The sequence below is a fragment of the Mycobacterium neumannii genome, from assembly GCF_002245615.1.
Taxonomy (GTDB): domain Bacteria; phylum Actinomycetota; class Actinomycetes; order Mycobacteriales; family Mycobacteriaceae; genus Mycobacterium; species Mycobacterium neumannii_A.
Window position 1 is genome coordinate 240,442 of the sequence record NZ_NKCO01000004.1, and the last position, 18,446, is coordinate 258,887.

General features: G+C 67.9%; 17 protein-coding genes and 1 tRNA gene. 7 read left to right on the forward strand and 11 right to left on the reverse strand.

What is annotated here, in order from left to right; all coding sequences use genetic code 11:
- Positions 1-4: 4 nt before the first annotated feature.
- A complete protein-coding gene (locus CEX88_RS07730) occupies positions 5-661 on the reverse strand; it encodes a TMEM175 family protein (protein ID WP_126315822.1) in 657 nt (218 codons plus the stop codon).
- A gap of 131 nt (positions 662-792) precedes the next feature.
- Between CEX88_RS07730 and fdxA the strand changes: the two genes are divergently transcribed.
- The 5 genes from fdxA to dosR all read left to right on the forward strand — a co-directional run bounded on the left by fdxA (position 793) and on the right by dosR (position 4,709).
- Positions 793-1,131 (forward strand): ferredoxin, encoded by a 339-nt coding sequence (fdxA, locus tag CEX88_RS07735; RefSeq protein WP_094293023.1) that lies wholly within the window; start codon positions 793-795, stop codon positions 1,129-1,131.
- A gap of 63 nt (positions 1,132-1,194) precedes the next feature.
- Positions 1,195-2,604, forward strand: coding sequence for a WS/DGAT/MGAT family O-acyltransferase (locus tag CEX88_RS07740; RefSeq protein ID WP_094293024.1), 1,410 nt, complete (start codon positions 1,195-1,197; stop codon positions 2,602-2,604).
- Between the two features lie 5 nt (positions 2,605-2,609).
- A complete protein-coding gene (locus CEX88_RS07745) occupies positions 2,610-3,062 on the forward strand; it encodes a pyridoxamine 5'-phosphate oxidase family protein (RefSeq protein ID WP_066846076.1) in 453 nt (150 codons plus the stop codon).
- 16 nt (positions 3,063-3,078) lie between these two features.
- Positions 3,079-4,047: an Acg family FMN-binding oxidoreductase gene (locus tag CEX88_RS07750; RefSeq protein ID WP_094293121.1), complete on the forward strand. Its 969-nt coding sequence runs from the start codon at positions 3,079-3,081 to the stop codon at positions 4,045-4,047.
- A 23-nt stretch (positions 4,048-4,070) separates the two neighbouring features.
- Positions 4,071-4,709 (forward strand): hypoxia response regulator transcription factor DosR/DevR, encoded by a 639-nt coding sequence (gene dosR / locus CEX88_RS07755; protein WP_094293025.1) that lies wholly within the window; start codon positions 4,071-4,073, stop codon positions 4,707-4,709.
- On the opposite strand, the gene CEX88_RS07760 is transcribed toward dosR, so the two are convergent.
- The 10 genes from CEX88_RS07760 to CEX88_RS07805 form a co-directional block, all read right to left on the reverse strand.
- Positions 4,706-5,683: an Acg family FMN-binding oxidoreductase gene (locus tag CEX88_RS07760; RefSeq protein ID WP_094293026.1), complete on the reverse strand. Its 978-nt coding sequence runs from the start codon at positions 5,681-5,683 to the stop codon at positions 4,706-4,708. The two genes, dosR and CEX88_RS07760, sit on opposite strands and share 4 nt — an antisense overlap.
- 106 nt (positions 5,684-5,789) lie before the next feature.
- Entirely contained in the window at positions 5,790-6,731 is a 942-nt protein-coding gene (locus tag CEX88_RS07765) for a Ppx/GppA phosphatase family protein (RefSeq protein WP_094293027.1), read from the reverse strand.
- Entirely contained in the window at positions 6,728-7,222 is a 495-nt protein-coding gene (locus tag CEX88_RS07770) for a DUF501 domain-containing protein (protein WP_094293028.1), read from the reverse strand. The genes CEX88_RS07765 and CEX88_RS07770 overlap by 4 nt, the downstream gene beginning before the upstream one ends.
- Positions 7,215-7,922 carry an FtsB family cell division protein gene (locus CEX88_RS07775; RefSeq protein ID WP_066845903.1) on the reverse strand — a complete coding sequence of 236 codons (708 nt, stop codon included), beginning with the start codon at positions 7,920-7,922 and terminating at the stop codon, positions 7,215-7,217. The genes CEX88_RS07770 and CEX88_RS07775 overlap by 8 nt, the downstream gene beginning before the upstream one ends.
- 14 nt (positions 7,923-7,936) lie before the next feature.
- A complete protein-coding gene (gene eno, locus CEX88_RS07780) occupies positions 7,937-9,226 on the reverse strand; it encodes a phosphopyruvate hydratase (protein ID WP_066845906.1) in 1,290 nt (429 codons plus the stop codon).
- A gap of 87 nt (positions 9,227-9,313) precedes the next feature.
- Positions 9,314-10,045 carry a lytic transglycosylase domain-containing protein gene (locus tag CEX88_RS07785; RefSeq protein ID WP_064419064.1) on the reverse strand — a complete coding sequence of 244 codons (732 nt, stop codon included), beginning with the start codon at positions 10,043-10,045 and terminating at the stop codon, positions 9,314-9,316.
- A 103-nt stretch (positions 10,046-10,148) separates the two neighbouring features.
- Positions 10,149-11,219, reverse strand: coding sequence for a nucleoside triphosphate pyrophosphohydrolase (locus CEX88_RS07790; RefSeq protein WP_094293029.1), 1,071 nt, complete (start codon positions 11,217-11,219; stop codon positions 10,149-10,151).
- Positions 11,220-11,387: 168 nt separating this feature from the next.
- Positions 11,388-11,972: a hypothetical protein gene (locus CEX88_RS07795; RefSeq protein ID WP_238381988.1), complete on the reverse strand. Its 585-nt coding sequence runs from the start codon at positions 11,970-11,972 to the stop codon at positions 11,388-11,390.
- A gap of 278 nt (positions 11,973-12,250) precedes the next feature.
- Positions 12,251-15,886 carry a transcription-repair coupling factor gene (mfd, locus tag CEX88_RS07800; RefSeq protein WP_094293031.1) on the reverse strand — a complete coding sequence of 1,212 codons (3,636 nt, stop codon included), beginning with the start codon at positions 15,884-15,886 and terminating at the stop codon, positions 12,251-12,253.
- 76 nt (positions 15,887-15,962) lie between these two features.
- Positions 15,963-16,568, reverse strand: coding sequence for a TetR/AcrR family transcriptional regulator (locus CEX88_RS07805; RefSeq protein WP_064350709.1), 606 nt, complete (start codon positions 16,566-16,568; stop codon positions 15,963-15,965).
- Positions 16,569-16,727: 159 nt separating this feature from the next.
- On the opposite strand from CEX88_RS07805, the gene CEX88_RS07810 reads away from it, so the two are divergent.
- Positions 16,728-16,799: transfer RNA gene (locus CEX88_RS07810), tRNA-Gln, on the forward strand.
- Between the two features lie 84 nt (positions 16,800-16,883).
- The gene (gene glmU / locus CEX88_RS07815; protein WP_094293032.1) at positions 16,884-18,362 is read left to right on the forward strand and encodes a bifunctional UDP-N-acetylglucosamine diphosphorylase/glucosamine-1-phosphate N-acetyltransferase GlmU; all 1,479 of its coding nucleotides are present in this window, start codon (positions 16,884-16,886) and stop codon (positions 18,360-18,362) included.
- The last annotated feature ends 84 nt before the right edge of the window (positions 18,363-18,446 follow it).

An 18,446-nucleotide genomic window follows, 5' to 3' on the forward strand; every position in this document is an offset into this window, starting at 1 on the left:
GTTTTCACTCCTCCAATCGGCTTGCGCGTCTGGCTCCCCGCAGCGCAGCGATGGGAACGATGAAATACACCGCGATCACCAGGTAGCCGAATACGGCAACGATCGGAAAGAACAGCCCGACCCCGATGAACACGGCATATCCGGCCAGCCCCGGGGTGAGCCTCTTGGTGATGAGCCTGACGTCCGCGTCGGCCACTTCGGTCCGAATCAAGCGCTGCCACACCGCATAACGCCACATCAGCGATACCACTGCCGACACCAGGAGCAGGTTGATGCCGTAGACAGTCACCGCCACCCGTTGGGCATCGCTTTCGCCCATGTAGTCGCCCAACAGCCGAGTCGGGAACGGGAGGAATGAAACGAGCATCAGTAGCAGCAGGTTCAGTCGGATGAGCGCGGCGGTGGCCCGATTCAGGAACTCGGTGATCACCGTGTGTTCGAGCCACACCGCGCCGATCGTCGAGAAGCTCACCAGGTAAGTCAGATACGACGGCCATTGGCGGACCACGGCGCCCAGCAGGTCAGCCGCCGAGTCGTCGGGCACACCGATCTCGAGCACCAGCAGTGTGATCGCGATGGCGAACACACCATCGCTGAACGCTTCCATCCGGGTCGTCCGGTATCCGGAGGGCCGAGCAGCCTCGGCCCGTTCAGCCGCCACAATGGTTCAGTATCACTCCCGCGACGGACCGGCGGAGCGATACCGCGTGTACGGCGGCAGGGACTTTGGTCCTCGATTCCGCAGGCCTTGGACCCACGACGAGCGCGGCCGACCGTTCCTACACTGCGGCCATGACCTATGTGATCAGCAGTGCGTGTGTGGACGTGATGCACAAGTCCTGTGTCCCCGAATGCCCGGTCGATTGCATCTACGAAGGCGCAAGGTCGCTCTACATCAATCCCGACGAGTGTGTGGACTGCGGCGCGTGCAGGCTGGCGTGCGAAGAGGGTGCGATCTACTTCGAAACGGATCTGCCCGACGACGAGCACGGCCACCTCGCCGACAACGCCGCGTTCTTCACCGGGGTCCTGCCGGGCCGCGACGCGCCCCTGGGTTCTCCGGGCGGTGCTGCCAAGCTCGGCCCGGTCGGCGCCGACGCACCCCTCGTGGCGGGCATGCCGCCGCGCTGATCACGGGCGAAGTAGGGACCTAAGGCCCTACTGCCACATCCGCCGGTCGCCGACAGTAAGGGTATGGAGCAGCTCACCACACTGGACGCGGGATTCCTACACGCCGAAGACTCCGACCCTCACGTGAGCCTTGCGATCGGGGCGATCGCCGTGCTCGCCGGGCCGATGCCTGAATTCGATTCCCTGGTCGCCGATCTCACCGAACGCGTGATGGCCGTCCCGCGCTTCCGGCAGATCCTGCGCACCCATCCACTCGACCTCGGCGCACCGGAGTGGGTGGAGGACGCGGGGGTCGACGTCTCCCATCACATCCGTCGGGCGGCGCTGCCCCGCCCCGGCGACGATGCCGCGCTGTTCCGCTGGGCCGCCGAAGTGATGGAGCGGCGCCTGGACCGCGAGCGGCCTCTGTGGGAGTGCTGGGTCGTCGACGGCCTGGCCCACAACCGGTGGGCGATGCTGATGAAGATCCACCACTGCATCGCCGACGGGGTCGCGGCCACGCATCTGCTCGCCCATCTGTGTGACGGACAGGGCACCGAGACGTTCGCAACGGCGCTCAGCGGCGCCCAACCGAGGCCGAAACCCTGGCGCCTTCCCGCTCTTTCGCTCAATCCGGTCGACTGGATGGCATCTGCGTGGCGGACGTCTCGCGACGTGACCACCACCGCGACCCAGGCACTCCACGGGGCCGTCGAGATCGCGGGCGGGCTGCTGCGGCCGGCCTCCCCGTCGTCGCTGACCGGTCCGGTGACCGACATGCGCCGCTACGCCTCTGTCGAGGTGTCGCTGCCGGAGGTGCAGCACATCTGTGAGCGGTTCGACGTCACGGTCAACGATGTTGCGCTGGCGGCGATCACCGACAGCTTCCGCACCATCCTGCTGCGCCGCGGCGAGAACCCCCGGCGCACGGCGCTGCGCACCCTGGTGCCGGTGTCGGTGCGGTCCGCCGATGCGGCGGGCGAACCCGACAACCGGGTATCGGTGATGCTGCCCTACCTCCCCGTCGAGAAGGACGACCCGATCCAGCAGTTGCAAACCGTGCACGCACGACTGGGCAAGTCCAAGGCGAGCGGACAGCGCGAGGCCGGAAACCTCTTCCTCACCGCGGCCAACGCGATTCCGTTCCCGCTGACGGCGTGGGCGGTTCGGGCCCTGACCCGGCTCCCCCAGCGCGGCATCGTGACACTGGCCACGAATGTGCCCGGCCCCCGCAAGCGGATGCGGCTCAAGGGGCGCGAAGTCATTCGGCTGCTGCCGATTCCGCCACTGGCACTTAGGCTGCGAACCGGCATCGCGATCCTCAGCTACGCCGACCACCTCGCGTTCGGCATCATCGGCGACTACGACGCCGCGCCCGACGTCAACGAACTCGCCGACGGCATCGAGCGCGCCGTTACCCGCCTGGCCGACCTGAGCAACGGACACTGGCGTTGCACACCGGTCGGCACCCTCGCTCTGGTCCAAGGAGGCTGATGACGATGACCAAAGGTCAGGAACTGGAGACCCTCAACCGCAGGCAGTGTCTGGACCTGCTTGGCGGCGTACGGGTGGGCAGGCTGGTTTTCACCGAGGACGCATTGCCCGCGGTGCAGCCGGTGAACTTCCGGCTCTGGAATGACGACGTGGTGATCCGGGTCGCGGGCGGACCGAAGTTGGCCGCCGCGACCGACAACCAGGTCGTGGCCTTCCAGGCCGATGAGCTCGACGCCGACCTGCGGACCGGTTGGAGCGTCACCGTCGTCGGGCACGCCGAACCGATCACCGACGTCGACGAATTGGTGGAGTTGTCAGGAACATTCCTGCAGCCGTGGGTCGACGGTCGCCGGGACCACTTCGTGCGGATCCGCACCGAGAAGATGACCGGCCGCCGGTTTCGCGAGCGCGGCCTCCCGCAGTACCGGAGCACCGACCATGATGCCGTCACATCTTGAGACCGAGAAGCCGGCCATGCCCACGACGGTCGACATCGAGGTCGTCGTCAACGCGGTCGAATTGGCGTGCCGGGCCCCGTCGCTGCACAACAGCCAACCGTGGCGATGGGTGATCGGCAAGACCACGATCGAGCTTCATGCCGACCGCTCTCGGGTGATCCGCTCGGCCGACAGCTCGGGGCGTGAGGCCCTGATCGCCTGCGGTGCAGCGCTCGACCACTTTCGCGTCGCGATGGCCGCCGCAGGCTGGGACACCTCGGTCGAGACGGTCCCCGACCCGGACAGGCCCGAGCATCTCGCGTCGGTCCACGTCTGCGCCCCGACGCCCGTCACACCGAGCGCACGGGACCGCGCCGACGCCATCCTGGCCCGCCGCACCGACCGTCTGCCGTTCCGGGCGCCCGACGACACCCTCGACGTCGTGCTGTCGAACCGACCCGAGGGAACCTTCGTCGACACGCTGCAGGCCCCAACGCATCCCGAGCTGGCCGAGGCGTCCCGGCTCACCGAGTCGCTGCGTTCGCACGACGATCGCTACCACGGCGAATTGCAGTGGTGGACCGCGTCTTTCCGGCTCTCCGAAGGCATTCCGCCCAGCGCACTGGTGTCGGAGTCCGAACGGCGGCGCGTGGGCGTCAACCGGAGCTTCCGCCCCAGCGGTCACCTCGACCGCCGAGGCGGAACCGCGCTCGACGAGGCGGACATCGTCGTGCTGTCGACGCCGGCGGACACCCGCGAGGACGCGTTCACTAGCGGTCAGGCGCTGTCCACGATATTGCTCGACCTCACGACCGCCGGGTTGGCGACCTGCACGATGACACATCTCACCGAAGTGGAGGCCGGACGCGACGCCATCCGCCGGCTGACAGGACGCGACGCGGTCCCCCAGGCCTTGATTCGGGTGGGCAAAGCGCCGACGATCGAAAACACGCCGGCACCGACACCGAGACGGTCGGTGCGGGAAGTGATGGAGATTCGCCGCTGAGGCGCTGATCGGAAAGGGCTCACATGGTCACGGTCTTCCTGGTCGACGACCATGAAGTCGTCCGCCGCGGACTGGTCGACCTGCTCGGATCGGACCCCGAACTCGAGGTGGTCGGCGAGGCTGGATCGGTCGCCGAGGCGATGGTCAGGATCCCCGCGGTCCGGCCCGATGTCGCCGTCCTCGACGTCCGGCTTCCCGACGGCAACGGAATCGAACTGTGCCGCGATCTGTTGTCCGATCTGCCCGACCTGCGCTGTCTGATGTTGACCTCGTACACCTCCGACGAGGCCATGCTGGATGCGATCCTGGCAGGCGCCAGCGGGTTCGTCATCAAGGACATCAAGGGCATGGAGCTCGCGCAGGCGATCAAGGATGTCGGTGCGGGCAGATCGCTTCTCGACAACCGCGCAGCGGCGGCGCTGATGGCCAAGTTGCGCGGCTCGGCCGACCGCAAAGATCCGCTCTCCGGGTTGACCGACCAGGAGCGCACGCTGCTCGGGTTGCTCGGCGAAGGCCTGACCAACAGGCAGATCGCCGCACGGATGTTCCTGGCGGAGAAGACCGTCAAGAACTATGTGTCACGGTTGCTCGCGAAACTCGGTATGGAGCGCCGGACGCAGGCCGCGGTGTTCGTGTCCAAGCTGGACCGCCGGCAGCACTAGTCCAACCACTCGACCATATCGGCCAGCGCGCGCCGCGGCGTGGACGGCAGCGGGTCGGCGTTCACCGGCGCCCAACCCACGCGCAACAGCATCTGAGGGTAGCCGTAATCGCCGAAAACGTCCTCCCGCACGGCTTCCCGTGTCTCGACGATCTCCAGCGGTTCGGTCACCGGACAGCTCGCCAGGCCCAGCGCGGTCGCCGTGAGCAGGACGAGGCTGCAGGCCTCCCCGGCGCGCAGCCGCGCCAACGGCGTGTCGTCCTTCGTTCCCAGCGCCAGCACCGTCGCCGAGTCGTCTTCAGGTGATGCGTCGGACGGCTGGGCAAGGGCGGGGCCGGCGAAGTGCCTGGCAGGTATCGCGGCGTGGGGATCCGACAGTGGGGTGTTCCTGGCGGGCACACCGGCCACCGACGCGTGCCGTCCGCTCCATGCGGTCAGCTCGCGCAGATACGCGTCGTCGGCGGCGTGCTCCCGGACCGCTTGCGCCACAACATGTTGCAACTTGGGCAGTTGTGCGACTTCCCTGAGCATGACGCCGTAACGCGCCGCCCTCGCACCCATCAAGGCGATGTCGGCCTCCGGAACGGACCAGGAGTTGTAGAGGCGACGGTCGGTGCGGCGCCTCGGGATCGCTGCGGCCAGAACGATGTCGAGTTCGCCTGCCGGCTGAGGGCTCAGCTCGATGGCGGCCAGGTGCTGCGGTTCTGCCGGGTTGGGGAACCGGTGGACCCGGGCGTGCCAGCCGAGCGCCGCCAGCGCGACGACGGCGTGGTGCAGGGCGATCCCGCAACTGAGGTGCAGGTCGCGGCTGTCCGGATCGGCATTGGGTAGCCGACGGTCCAGATCGGCGTACAGGTGCAGGCTTTCGTCGCCCACCCGCCACTGCCACGGCTGCGAGTTGTGGATGGAGGGCGCCCTGGTGGCCAGCGACAACGCGGTCCGCACGGTGTCCCGGTCGGGGAAGTGAGCGTTCATGGCGGTCCTGCTCTCCTGTGTCAGTGTTCCTGTATCCACAGTGGCCGCAACGCAGGGTCTGCAGCTAGTGACGAAGGTCCCCGATGCGAGGGGACGAGGTCGACAGTCAGCCGGCGATCGACAGCGCGATGCCGTCGAGGATGTCGTGCTCACTGACCGTCAGCTCCTCGATACCCGCCCGCTGTTGCAGTGCGGCGGCCAGCTCCTCGACGATGATCGCCCCGCCGCCGATGACGTCGACGCGGCCCTCATGCATCGGCCCCAGCTGCGCGCGTTGGGCTCGCGGCATCGCGATCAGCCCCTCGCACACGTTCAGCAGTTCGCCGAACCGCACACGGGACAGGTGAATCGCATCCGAGTCGTAGACGGGCATCTTCTGCGTCAGCGCCGACAACGTCGTCATGGTGCCTGCCACTCCCACCCAGGTGCGGGCCTGTTCGACGGGCACCGCCCGGAACGCCTCGTGCAGCCCCTCTCGCACCACGTCACGAGCCGCAGCGATCTCCTCTGCGGTCGGCGGGTCCGAGTGCAGGCAGCGTTCGGTGAGCCGGACGCATCCGATGTCAGCCGAATAGCCTGCGGTCATCTCGTCGCTACCGAGCACCACTTCGGTGGACCCGCCGCCCAAGTCGACGACCACGAAAGGCGCTGCCGCCGAGTCTAGTTCGCCGACCGCACCGTTGAACGACAACGCGGCCTCTTCGGCGCCGGTGATCACCTCGGCGACCGCACCGGGCACAACGGCGCCCAGCACCTCGGCCGTCATCGCGAAGAAGACCTCGCGGTTCGCGGCATCCCTGGTCGCCGAGGTCGCCACCATCCGGACGTCGTCGACGCCGTGGTGGCGCATCAGCTCGGCATAGTCGGCCAACGCCGACTCCGTGCGCGACAGTGCCTCCGGCGCGAATTGTCCTGTGGCGTCGACACCTTGACCCAATCGGACGATGCGCATCTCGCGGTGCACGTCGGCCAGCTTGCCATCGACCTGGTCGGCGATCAGCAGGCGGATCGAGTTGGTACCGCAGTCAATCGCGCCAACCCTACTCATGGGCCCCACCTTTCGGAATCGATGATGCCTTCCATCGCGGGATCCTCGGCCAGCGCCGCCAGCGCTTCGTCACCGAAAGGATTGATGCCAGGACCCTTCGCCAGCGAGTGGGCGATCAGCACGTGCAGGCACTTGACCCGGTCCGGCATGCCGCCACCGGAGAACGTCGTCCCGAGAGGTTCGATCGCGTCGCGCTCGGCGAGATAGGACTCGTGCGCCTTGCGGTACGCCCGCGCCAGGTCCGCGTCGATCTGCAGCCGCTCGGTCATCCTCCGCATCATGCCCGACGATTCCAGCCTGCTCGCGGCGGCGGTCAACACCGGGTGGGTGAGGTAGTACAACGTCGGAAACGGCGTGCCGTCAGGCAGTTTCGGCGCGGTCTTGACGACGCCGGGCTCACCGTTAGGACACCGGTAGGCGATCTGGAGGACACCGCGCGGCGCGCGTCCGAGCTGGCGCTCGACGGCGTCGAGGTCTGCGGGGTCAACCACCGGGAGCGGGCGGGGCCGGAGGCGGCGGTGGGGGCGCACCGGGTGTGGCCGGTGGCGCTCCGGGCAGTGGACCGGGTGTGATCCCATGCGGCTCATCGGCGATCGTGTGCCACAGCGCGGTGTACCACGGCTGACCGCGGTTGACGGCTTCTGGTTCCTGATCGGGTGTGCCGGGCACCACCGCACCGGGAGGCAGCTGCACCTGGTACGGAATCTCGCCGGGCATCACGAAACCGAGCCGTTCGCGGGCCTGCGCGGCGATGAACACCGGGTCGGCCAGCTTCACCTTCTGCTGTTCGAGCTCGGCGATCTGGGCCCGCAGTTGCTGTTCGGTCGCTTTGAGTTGCTTCATCTCCGTGCGCTGTGCGAAATAGGTGCGGACCGGCCCGGCGATCGTCAGCGTCAGCACGCAGACCACCACCGCGAGGATGGCCGCGCGCCGGGCCGCGGACCCGAACCGTTGCTCGGACTGTTGCTCGGCCGATTCCGCGATGGCGCGCCGGATGACGACGCCGGTTTCCTGGGATTTGGTCGGGGCCTCGGCCGCTGCCTCGGTCGCGGGCCGCGAGTCGGTGGTACGGGGCTCGCGGCGTGCGGCGACCCGCGGACGGCCCTTCCCCGCACCGCCTGCCTTGCCCGACTTCCCGGGTCGGGAGGTCGGTGACCGGCGCTTGGGGTCGGGCCGTTTCGCTTCGGGCACGGGCCGTTACCGGGCTATCTGGCTTCCATGGCGAACCGCGGGAAGGCGAGGTCGCCGGCGTAGCGGGCGGCGTCGCCGAGGTTCTCCTCGATGCGCAGCAGCTGGTTGTACTTGGCGACGCGCTCGCTGCGGGCCGGCGCGCCGGTCTTGATCTGGCCGCTGCCCACCGCAACCGAGAGGTCCGCGATCGTCGTGTCCTCGGTCTCGCCGCTGCGGTGGCTCATCATCGTGCGGTAGCCGCTGTTGTGGGCGAGCGCCACCGCATCGAGCGTCTCGGTGAGCGTGCCGATCTGGTTCACCTTCACCAAAAGTGCGTTGGCGGCGCCCTTTTGGATACCGTCCTCGAGTCGCTCCGGGTTGGTGACGAACAGGTCGTCGCCGACGAGTTGCACGCGATCCCCGATGGCCGACGTCAGCGCGACCCAGCCGTCCCAGTCGTCTTCGGACAGCGGGTCCTCGATCGACACCAGTGGATAGGCGTCGAGCAGACCCGCGTAGAAGGTGCCCATCTGCTCGGCGGTGCGCACCTCGTTCTCGAACTTGTAGCCCTGACCGTCGGCGTAGAACTCGGTCGCGGCCACGTCGAGGGCGAGCGCGATTTCCGAGCCCGCCTTGAACCCGGCGGAGTCGATGGCCGACAGGATCAGGTCGAGCGCGGCGGTCGTGCCCGCCACGTCGGGCGCGAATCCACCTTCGTCGCCGAGACCGGTCGCCAGGCCCTGGGCCTTGAGCACCGACTTCAGCGAGTGGTAGACCTCCGTACCCCAGCGCAGCGCCTCCTTGAACGACGCCGCGCCGATCGGCGCGACCATGAACTCCTGCACGTCGACTCCGGTGTCGGCGTGTGCGCCGCCGTTGAGGATGTTCATCATCGGCACCGGAAGGATGTGGGCGTTCGGGCCGCCGAGGTAGCGGAACAGGTCGAGATCGGCCGCATGGGCCGCCGCCCGGGCCACCGCCAGCGAGGCGCCCAGGATCGCGTTGGCGCCGAGCCGTGATTTGTCGGGTGTGCCGTCGAGGTCGAGCAGCGCCTGGTCGACGAGGCGCTGATCGTCGGCCTGCAGCCCGATGATGGCCGGGGCGATCTCGTCGAGGACGGCCTCGACCGCCTTCTCGACGCCCTTCCCGCCGTACCGTGAGCCGCCGTCGCGGAGTTCGACGGCTTCGTGCTCACCCGTCGAGGCGCCCGACGGCACGGCGGCGCGGGCGAACGACCCGTCGCCCAGCAGAACCTCAACCTCGACCGTCGGGTTTCCCCGGGAGTCGAGGATTTCTCGGGCTCCGACCTGATCGATAGTGGGCACTGGCGTCTCCTTGGTGTCCTCGGTGTGGGGGCGAGAAGTTTTCGCGTCAACCGACGAGCCTAGAGCCTTCCTATTGGGCAGGCGTGTCTAGAGGGGGTGCCCGTTGGCGTAAGCGGTCGCCCAGTCCCGCACCGTCCGCGCGTACTGGTCGGAATGGTTGTAGGCACGCAGCGCGTTCATCCATCCGCGCGGGGTGGCCAGGTCCTTGCCGGTCCAGCACAGGTAGCCCGCTGCCGACAGCGCGGCGTCGTCCATGTTGTCGGCGCTGATCTGGCCGTCGTTGTTGGCGTCGACGCCGTAGTGGCCCCACGTCTCGGGAATGAACTGCATCGGGCCCATCGCGCGGGCATGCTTCGAGTCGCCGTCATGGCTGATCGCGGAGTCGTCGAAGATCTCGAGGTTGCCGTTGGTGCCGTCGAGCCAGACCCCCCGAATGGGTGGCTCGACGTCGCCGTTCGCGCCGATCGCCGCGCCGCGGTACGTGCCATGGTGGCTTTCCACCTGCCCGATCCCGGCCAGCGTCGTCCAGGCCAGCTTGCAGTCCGGGTTCTCCACCTCCGCCACCCGGGCCGCATAGGCGTACGCCTCGAGCGCGGCGACCGGTATGCCCAGCTTGGGGGCGCGCTCGGCGGCCCATTCGTGCAGCTGATCGGCCGGGCGGCCCTTGGCGTAGGTGTCGATCTGAGGCACCGGATCGCCTGGCGGCGGCGGTACGCCCTCAGGGATGGGCGTCCCGAGCTGCCACGAGCAGCTAGAAGCCAAGAGCAGCGCCGTCGCTCCTAGAACGGCGACAGCACGCAGCCAACGCACCGGCGACACCAAACTCCCTCAACCAACTTCGGTCGCTGCCCATGGTCCCACGTGTTCGGGACGTCGCGGCTCAGCGTCGGGAGCGATTCGGGTGCACAAATTCTTCACGGGGTCAGGACGCCGAATCGGCAACTTCGGCCTCAGCAGCCTCATCGGCCACCTCTGCCTCTGTGGTCTCATCGGCGTCGTCATTGGTCTCATCTGATTCCATCGCGTCGTCCTCGCCGTCTGTTTCGTCCGCGCGATCGGACGGCCAGTGCGCGCGCCACTCGTCTTCGGTCACGGCGCCGAGTGGGCTGGCGTCGAGCTCCTCTGGCACATCGTCACCTCGACGGTCGACCGCGATCGCCCGCTCCGCGCGTCGCACCGTATCCATGAACTCCAAAACAGCCGAACGCAAGACGTTCTCGGCATCGCTACCCACCGCCACCGTCACCGACGTGACCGCATGGGGAATCAGGTCCGCAGGCAGCCCAGCGGCGCTCACTCGCTCGATCACCTTCTGCGCCAACGCCAGAGCGGGCTGCGCGGTCGGCACGTCGTCCATCGTGGAATGCGCCCGCTTCGCCTTCTTCTCCAGCGCCTTGCGCTCCTCCCACTGGGCGAGCTGGTCGTCCAGTGAGATCGGCTCTCCGGCCAGCACCGCGGGTACGCGGTTGCCCAGCTTGCGTACCAGCGCGTCGGCGACGTCGTCGATGCCGAACGAATTCTGTGGTGCGTCTTCGGCGATGCGGGCGTGAAAAAGGACCTGTAGCAACACGTCTCCGAGTTCGTCGCGCAGTGCGTGAGCGTCGCCGCTGTGCACGGCGTCGAAGACCTCGTACGTTTCCTCGAGCAGGTAACGGCGAAGCGAATCGTGCGTCTGCTCGCTCTCCCAGGGCCCGGAGGTGCGCAGTTTGTCCATCATCGCGACGGCGTCGACCAGCCGCTCTCCCGGTGCGACCTCGGGCGCCGAGATCACCCTGTCTCCGGCCGCCAACCGGGCCTTGACCGCGGGGTGCTCGGGATCCGAGGACAGCAGCACCGGCGCGTCCTCGCCGTCGTATGCCGGCCGCGCCGAGGGCAACGACCAGGGCACCTTGATCGGCATCTCCTCGGTGTACTGCACGTCGCCGGCCAGCAGGTCGATCGCGTCGATCGGGATCAGGGACGGGCGCCGGGGGTCGACCAAAACGACGGTCATCGGGCTACACCCCCTCACGCGTTTTGTCCGAATCGCTGACCTCGGTTATACCAACACCTCGTCCGCCCCCGAAGCGCGCAGAACCTGGCTCCCCGCTTTCGTGCGCCCCGACCGGCGATGGCCGCCCTGCCTGGCGGCAGGACGGCCATCGTGTCCGTATCGGGTTGCTCAGGACACCGGCTCGAACGGCTCGTCCGGGAGGACCCAATGGCCCGGCTTCTCATCGAAGAACGGGTTGACGATCCCGTGCACATCCGGAAGCTTCTTCAGCTGGCCGGGAGGGATTCCGTAGAACGGGTTGGCAACCCCGTTGATGAACGGCGAGTTCTTCAGCTGCCCCGGCGGGATGTGCCCGTTCGGGAGCTTGAAGTAGTTGTCCACCTCGGGGAACTGCACCTCAGGCAGGTCCACATCGGGGACGTTCACGCTCGGAACATCCACATCGGGCAGGTTCACCCGCGGAACATTCACATTGGGAACGTTCACGCTGGGCACGTTCACATCCGGCACGTTCACACCCGGAACATTCACGTCAGGAACGTTCACACCCGGAACATTCACGTCAGGAACGTTCACAGCCGGCACGTCGACATCCGGCGCGTGGACAGCCGGAATGTTCACATCGGGAACGTTCACGCTCGGAACGGGAACCGGAGGCGGCTGCGGGATGTTGATGTGCGGTTGCGCCTGTGCCAGACCTGCGCCCAGGCCAAGCGCGCCGAGCCCGAGTGCACCGGTCATCGTGGTGGTCACTGCCAGTTTCTTGAAGTCCATCGAAAACTCCTTCGCCTTGCGTCATCGCGACACGCACCGACTCCTCGGTGGCATCGTGTGATGTTCGGTTTAGGAAATTGCTTATCCACCTGTCGTAGGTGGTCGACGCCCTCGGTTTGGACGACTTCCCTCGGTCTAGAAGGCAAGCAACACCTTGACCCCCCGACGTGTTTGTCGCAACGGGATGACGGTGCGTTAACAGCGCTGCTGGGTTCGGGCCGGGCGCGGCACTCTTGAAAACCCGCCTGACCAGGCGATCAATCAGCCGAATTCGGGCTTGAAATTATGTCGACGCTACCCTGTGGTTTCCCGTCCAACGCCAAGATCAGGTCGGCGACCATCTGCACCAACTCGAGGTCGCGGATCCGCGGTGCGCCGATGCCGTTACCGGCACGCGGGATCGGCACCTGCACCGTGGACGTGGTCGCCCGGTAGCCGGCGCTCGGGTACATCCGCTTGAGCCGGAGTTGTTGCGAATCGAGCAGCTGCAGCGGGGAGAGTCGCACCGTCGACTCCGACACCGAGCTGACTTCGGTGACGCCGTAGGCCTTCAACAGCAACCGCAGACGCGCGACGGCCACGAGGCGCCGCGCGGGCTCGGGCAGCGGACCGTACCGGTCGACGAGTTCCTCGACGACGGCGTCCACCGCCTCCTGATCCGCGGCCGCCGCCAGCCTGCGATAGCCCTCCAACCGGAGCCGGTCGCTGCCGATGTAATCCGGTGGCAGGTGCGCGTCCACGGGCAGATCGATTCGTACGTCCTTCGGTTCTTCCGGTGCGGCAACGGTTTCGCCGTCCGCGGCGGCCCGATAGGCCTCGACGGCTTCACCCACCAGACGCACATAGAGGTCGAAGCCGACACCGGCGACGTGTCCGGACTGTTCGGCGCCGAGCACGTTGCCCGCGCCGCGAATCTCCAGGTCCTTCATGGCCACTGCCATGCCCGCGCCGAGCTCGTTGTTCTGCGCGATGGTGGCCAGCCGGTCGTAAGCGGTCTCGGTGAGTGGAACCTCGGGCGGATACAGGAAATACGCGTAGCCGCGTTCACGGCTACGACCGACCCGGCCCCTGAGCTGATGCAACTGGGACAGACCGAAGGTGTCGGCGCGTTCGACGATCAACGTATTGGCGTTGGAGATGTCCAGGCCTGTCTCGACGATCGTCGTGCAGACCAGAATGTCGTATTCGCGATTCCAGAAACCCTCGACTGTGCGCTCGAGCTGTTCCTCGGGCATCTGGCCGTGCGCGACGACCACGCGCGCCTCGGGCACCAGTGCCGAAACCCGCGCGGCCGCTTGGTCGATGGTCCTGACCCGGTTGTGGATGTAGAACGCCTGCCCGTCGCGCAGCAGTTCGCGGCGAAGCGCGGCGGCGATCTGTTTGTCGTCGTGGGGCCCGACATATGTCAGGACCGGGTAGCGCTCCTCGGGCGGGGTGAGGATCGTCGACATCTCCCGGATGCCTGCCAAGCTCATCTCCAGCGTGCGCGGGATCGGGGTGGCGCTCATGGTCAGCACGTCGACGTGGGTTCGCAACGACTTGATGTGCTCCTTGTGCTCGACGCCGAAACGCTGTTCCTCGTCGACCACGATCAGGCCGAGATCCTTCCACGTCACGCCCGTCTGCAGCAGGCGGTGTGTACCGATCACGATGTCGACGCTGCCATCCTTCATGCCCTCGAGCACCGCGCGCGATTCGGCCGGGTCGGTGAACCGCGACAAGCCCTTGACGGTGACCGGGAACCCCGCCATCCGCTCGGAGAAGGTTTGAAGGTGCTGGTCGGCCAGCAGCGTCGTCGGCACCAGCACCGCGACCTGCTTACCGTCCTGCACCGCCTTGAACGCCGCCCGCACCGCGATCTCGGTCTTGCCGTAGCCGACGTCGCCGCAGATCACCCGGTCCATCGGGATCGGCTTTTCCATGTCGGCCTTGACCTCGGTGATCGCGGTCAGCTGATCGACTGTCTCGGTGAAGCCGAACGCGTCCTCCATCTCGGCCTGCCACGGGCTGTCGGGGGCGAACGCGTGGCCGGGCGAGGCCTGTCGCTTGGCGTACAAGGACACCAGTTCGGCGGCGATCTCGCGAACTGCGCGGCGCGCCTTGGTCTTTGTGTTGGTCCAGTCGCTGCCGCCCAGCCGCGACAGCGTCGGCGACTCCCCGCCGACGTATCGGGAGAGCTGGTCCAGCGAGTCCATCGGCACGTAGAGCTTGTCGGTGCCGCCACCCCGTTTCGAGGAGGCATATTCGAGCACCAGGTACTCGCGACGGGCGCCGCCGACGACGCGTTCGGTCATCTCGACGAACCGGCCGATGCCGTGTTGGTCGTGCACCACCAGGTCGCCTGCGGTGAGCGCCAGCGGGTCAACGACGTTGCGCCGCTTGGCCGCAAGCCTCTTGCCTTCGGTGGCGGTCGCGCGGTTGCCGGTGAGGTCGGTCTCGGTGATGACCACCAGATTCGCGCCCGGAATCACGACACCGTCGTGCAGGGGGCCTTTGAGCACGCCAACGACGCCGTCCTTGAGCGAGCCACCGGGCTCCAAAAGTCCTGCCGGAACATCGGATTCGGCGAGCTGCTCGACGACGCGCTGCGCGGTGCCCGCGCCGGGCGTGACGACCGCGGCGCAACCGCCCGTCGCGACGTGGGCGCGCAGCATGGCGAAGATCTCGCCGATGCTGGCTTGCGAACCGCGTGCCGACGGGGCGGGCCGGATGTCCACCTCGAATCCGGCTTCGTCGGACAGCTGGCTCAACGTCCACCACGGATGTCCGCCCTCGCGGGCCGCGGCGCGCGCATCGTCGAGTTCGACGAAACCCGACGCACCCAAAGCCTCGAGGTCGATCGGGGTGTCACCGCCCACCGCCGCCGTCGACCAGGACGCCTCCAGGAACTCGCGGCCCGTCTTGATCAGATCGGCGGCCCGGGTGCGGACCTTCTCCGGATCGCAGATCAGCAGCGGCATGCCGTCGGGCAGCAGATCCGACAACGTCGACAGTGCGTCGGGACGTAACAGCGGGAGCAGGGCTTCCATCCCGTCGACCGGGATGCCCTCGGAGAGCTTGGCCAGCATGTCGGGCACGGTGCCGGGCAGGGTGTTCTCGTGGACGGGGTGCTCGTGGGCCAGTTCGACGGCGCGCTCGCGGACGTCGTCGGTCAGCAGCACCTCACGGCACGGAACGGCGATGACGGTTTCGATGTCGATCTCGGGGATCGACCGCTGGTCGGCGACCGCGAACATCCGCATCTCAGACACCTCGTCGCCCCAGAACTCGATGCGGACCGGATGCTCGTATGTCGGGGGGAAGAGGTCGAGAATGCCGCCGCGCACCGCAAACTCGCCGCGCTTGCCGACCATGTCGACGCGGGTGTAGGCGAGTTCGACCAGCCGGGCGATCAAATCGTCGAACTCCGCCTCGACGCCCACGCTCAAGGTCACCGGTTCGACGTCGGCCACGTCGGGCACCATCGGCTGCAGCAGCGACCGCACGGTGGTGACCACCACTTGCAGCGGCGGTCCGAGACGCGCGTCGTCGGGATGGGTCAGCCTGCGCAGCAACATGAGCCGCGCGCCCACGGTGTCGACTCCTGGGGACAGCCGTTCGTGCGGCAGCGTCTCCCACGAGGGGAACATCGCGACGGTTTCACCGAACACGCCACGCAGTTCGGCGGTCAGATCGTCAGCCTCGCGCCCGGTGGCGGTCACGACGACCAGCGCAGAGGCGTGCGCGATCGCGGATGCGACGAACACCCGGGCGGCGGCCGGGCCGACGATGGCGAGATCGGCGGGCTTGTCGGCGGCGCGGCGCGAGATCTCGGCGAGGGAGGGATCTCGTAGGGCCAGTTCGACGAGCCCGGCGATCGGGGTTGGGACGGACAGGGTCCCCGATGCGGTCATGATGCTTCCATCGTAGGCACGCGCCGAAAGGCTTGCCGCGACGAGGGTTTGCGCGGATCCGCCGACGAGATCTACGTCACTCGTCGAGCAACGGCGGATCGTTCTCCAGATGCATCAGCCCGTTCCAGCACAGGTTGACCAGATGCGCTGCGACGACCTCTTTCTTGGGCTCGCGCACGTCGAGCCACCACTGCGCGGTCATCGACACCGAGCCGACCAACGCCTGGGCGTAGAGCGGCGCCATCTCCGGGTCCAGTCCGCGGCGGGAGAAGTCGCCGGCCAGGATCGAGGACACCTGGTTGACGGCCTCGTTGAGCAGCGTCGAATAGGTGCTGCCTGAGGTGATCGACGCCGGGGAGTCGCGAATCAGGATGCGGAAGCCGTCGGTGCGCTCGTCGACGTAGGTCAGCAGGGCGAGCGCGACCCGTTCGATGCGCAGCCGCGAGCGGTTGTTGGTCATCCGGGTCAGCGACGAGGTGATCCCGTCGAGCAACGCCGACATCTCGCGGTCGACGACCACCGCGTACAGGCCCTCTTTGCCGCCGAAGTGCTCGTAGACGACGGGCTTGGAGACGTTCGCGCGCTGGGCGATCTCCTCGATCGAGGTGCCCTCGTAGCCGCGCTCGGCGAAGAGCTTGCGCGCGACCTCGATGAGCTGGTGGCGCCGCTCGGCGCCCGTCATCCGCGCCCGCGGTGCCCTGACCTCCTTGTCGAGTGCTGCCACGGCTACCAGGTTAGATGCAGATGTCGTGGTCGGGCGTCGATCAGACGGCGAGGCGCCTGCCGTCGGGAACAAACGAAGAGGGGTCCGGCGATTGGACTAGCATCACGAGTTGTCCGATCCGTCGTGGTGTAATCGGCAGCACCTCTGATTTTGGTTCAGATAGTTCAGGTTCGAGTCCTGGCGACGGAGCAATTTGGCCGCGATTGTGCGCTCACATGCGGCGTGACCGGCGTGTCGCGTATGAAACCGCACATCCGATAGGCAGGAGACCGGATGACGGCAGCCCCTGAAACCGCGGTGGTCGTGCTCGCGGCCGGCGCCGGAACCCGGATGCGATCCGACACCCCGAAGGTGCTGCACACGCTGGCGGGTCGCAGCATGCTCGCCCACGCACTGCACGCGGTGGCCAAGGCGGCCCCGCAGCACCTGGTCGTCGTGGTCGGCAAGGACCGGGAAAGGGTGACCCCCGAGGTCGAGCGGCTGGCCGCCGAGCTCGGCCGCCCGATCGACACCGCCACCCAAGAGCAGCAGCTCGGCACCGGACACGCCGTGCAGTGCGGTTTGGCGGCACTGGCGGCCGACTTCGCGGGCACGCTGGTGGTGACCTCGGGCGACGTGCCGTTACTCGACGCCGACACGCTGGCCGACCTGATCAGCACGCACAGCAGGCGGCCGACGGCGGTGACCGTGTTGACCACCACGCTGCCCGACCCGACGGGTTACGGCCGCATCCTGCGCACCCAGGACGGCGAAGTGATGGGCATCGTCGAACAGGCCGACGCCACCCCCGAACAGCGGGCCATCACCGAGGTCAACGCCGGGGTGTACGCGTTCGACGCCGCCGCGCTGCGGTCGGCGCTGGGCCGCTTGAGCTCGGACAACGCCCAGCAGGAGCAATACCTGACTGACGTCGTCTCGATCGTGCGGTCCGACGGTCTGGTCGTACGGGCCAAGCACGTCGACGACTCGATGCTGGTGGCGGGGGTCAACGACCGCGTGCAGCTGGCCGAACTCGGCGCGGAGCTGAACCGGCGCGTCGTCGCCACGCACCAGCGGGCCGGGGTCACGGTGGTCGATCCCGCGACGACGTGGATCGACGTCGACGTGACCATCGGCCGCGACACCGTGGTCAAGCCGGGCACCCAGCTGCTCGGCGGCACCCGCATCGGCGGGCGGTGTGAGGTCGGGCCCGACACCACGTTGGCCGACGTCACGGTCGGTGACGGCGCGACCGTGTGCCGGACGCACGCCACGTCGTCGGTGATCGGGGACGGCGCGACGGTCGGGCCGTTCACCTACCTGCGGCCGGGCACCGTGCTGGGCGCCGACGGCAAGCTCGGCGCGTTCGTCGAGACCAAGAACTCGACGATCGGCACCGGCACCAAGGTGCCGCATCTGACGTACGTCGGCGACGCCGACATCGGCGAGCACAGCAATATCGGGGCGTCGAGCGTCTTCGTCAACTACGACGGCGAGACCAAGAGCCGCACCACGATCGGCTCGCACGTCCGCACCGGGTCGGACACGATGTTCGTCGCCCCGGTCACCGTCGGCGACGGCGCCTACACCGGGGCGGGCACCGTCGTGCGTGACGACGTACCGCCCGGTGCGTTGGCTGTGTCCGCCGGCCCGCAGCGCAACATCGAGGGTTGGGTGACGCGCAAGCGGCCGGGGTCGGCGGCGGCGCGGGCCGCAGAGCAGGCATCGGCCGGCGAGGGCGGGCAGGCTACGGACGACGTCGAATCCGGGTGAGCGGCCCCGGCCGTTCACGATCTGGCCACCCGGGCACGGCCGGCGCGTCAAGCTACGTAGGATTAGCCGGTATCGATCCCCGAC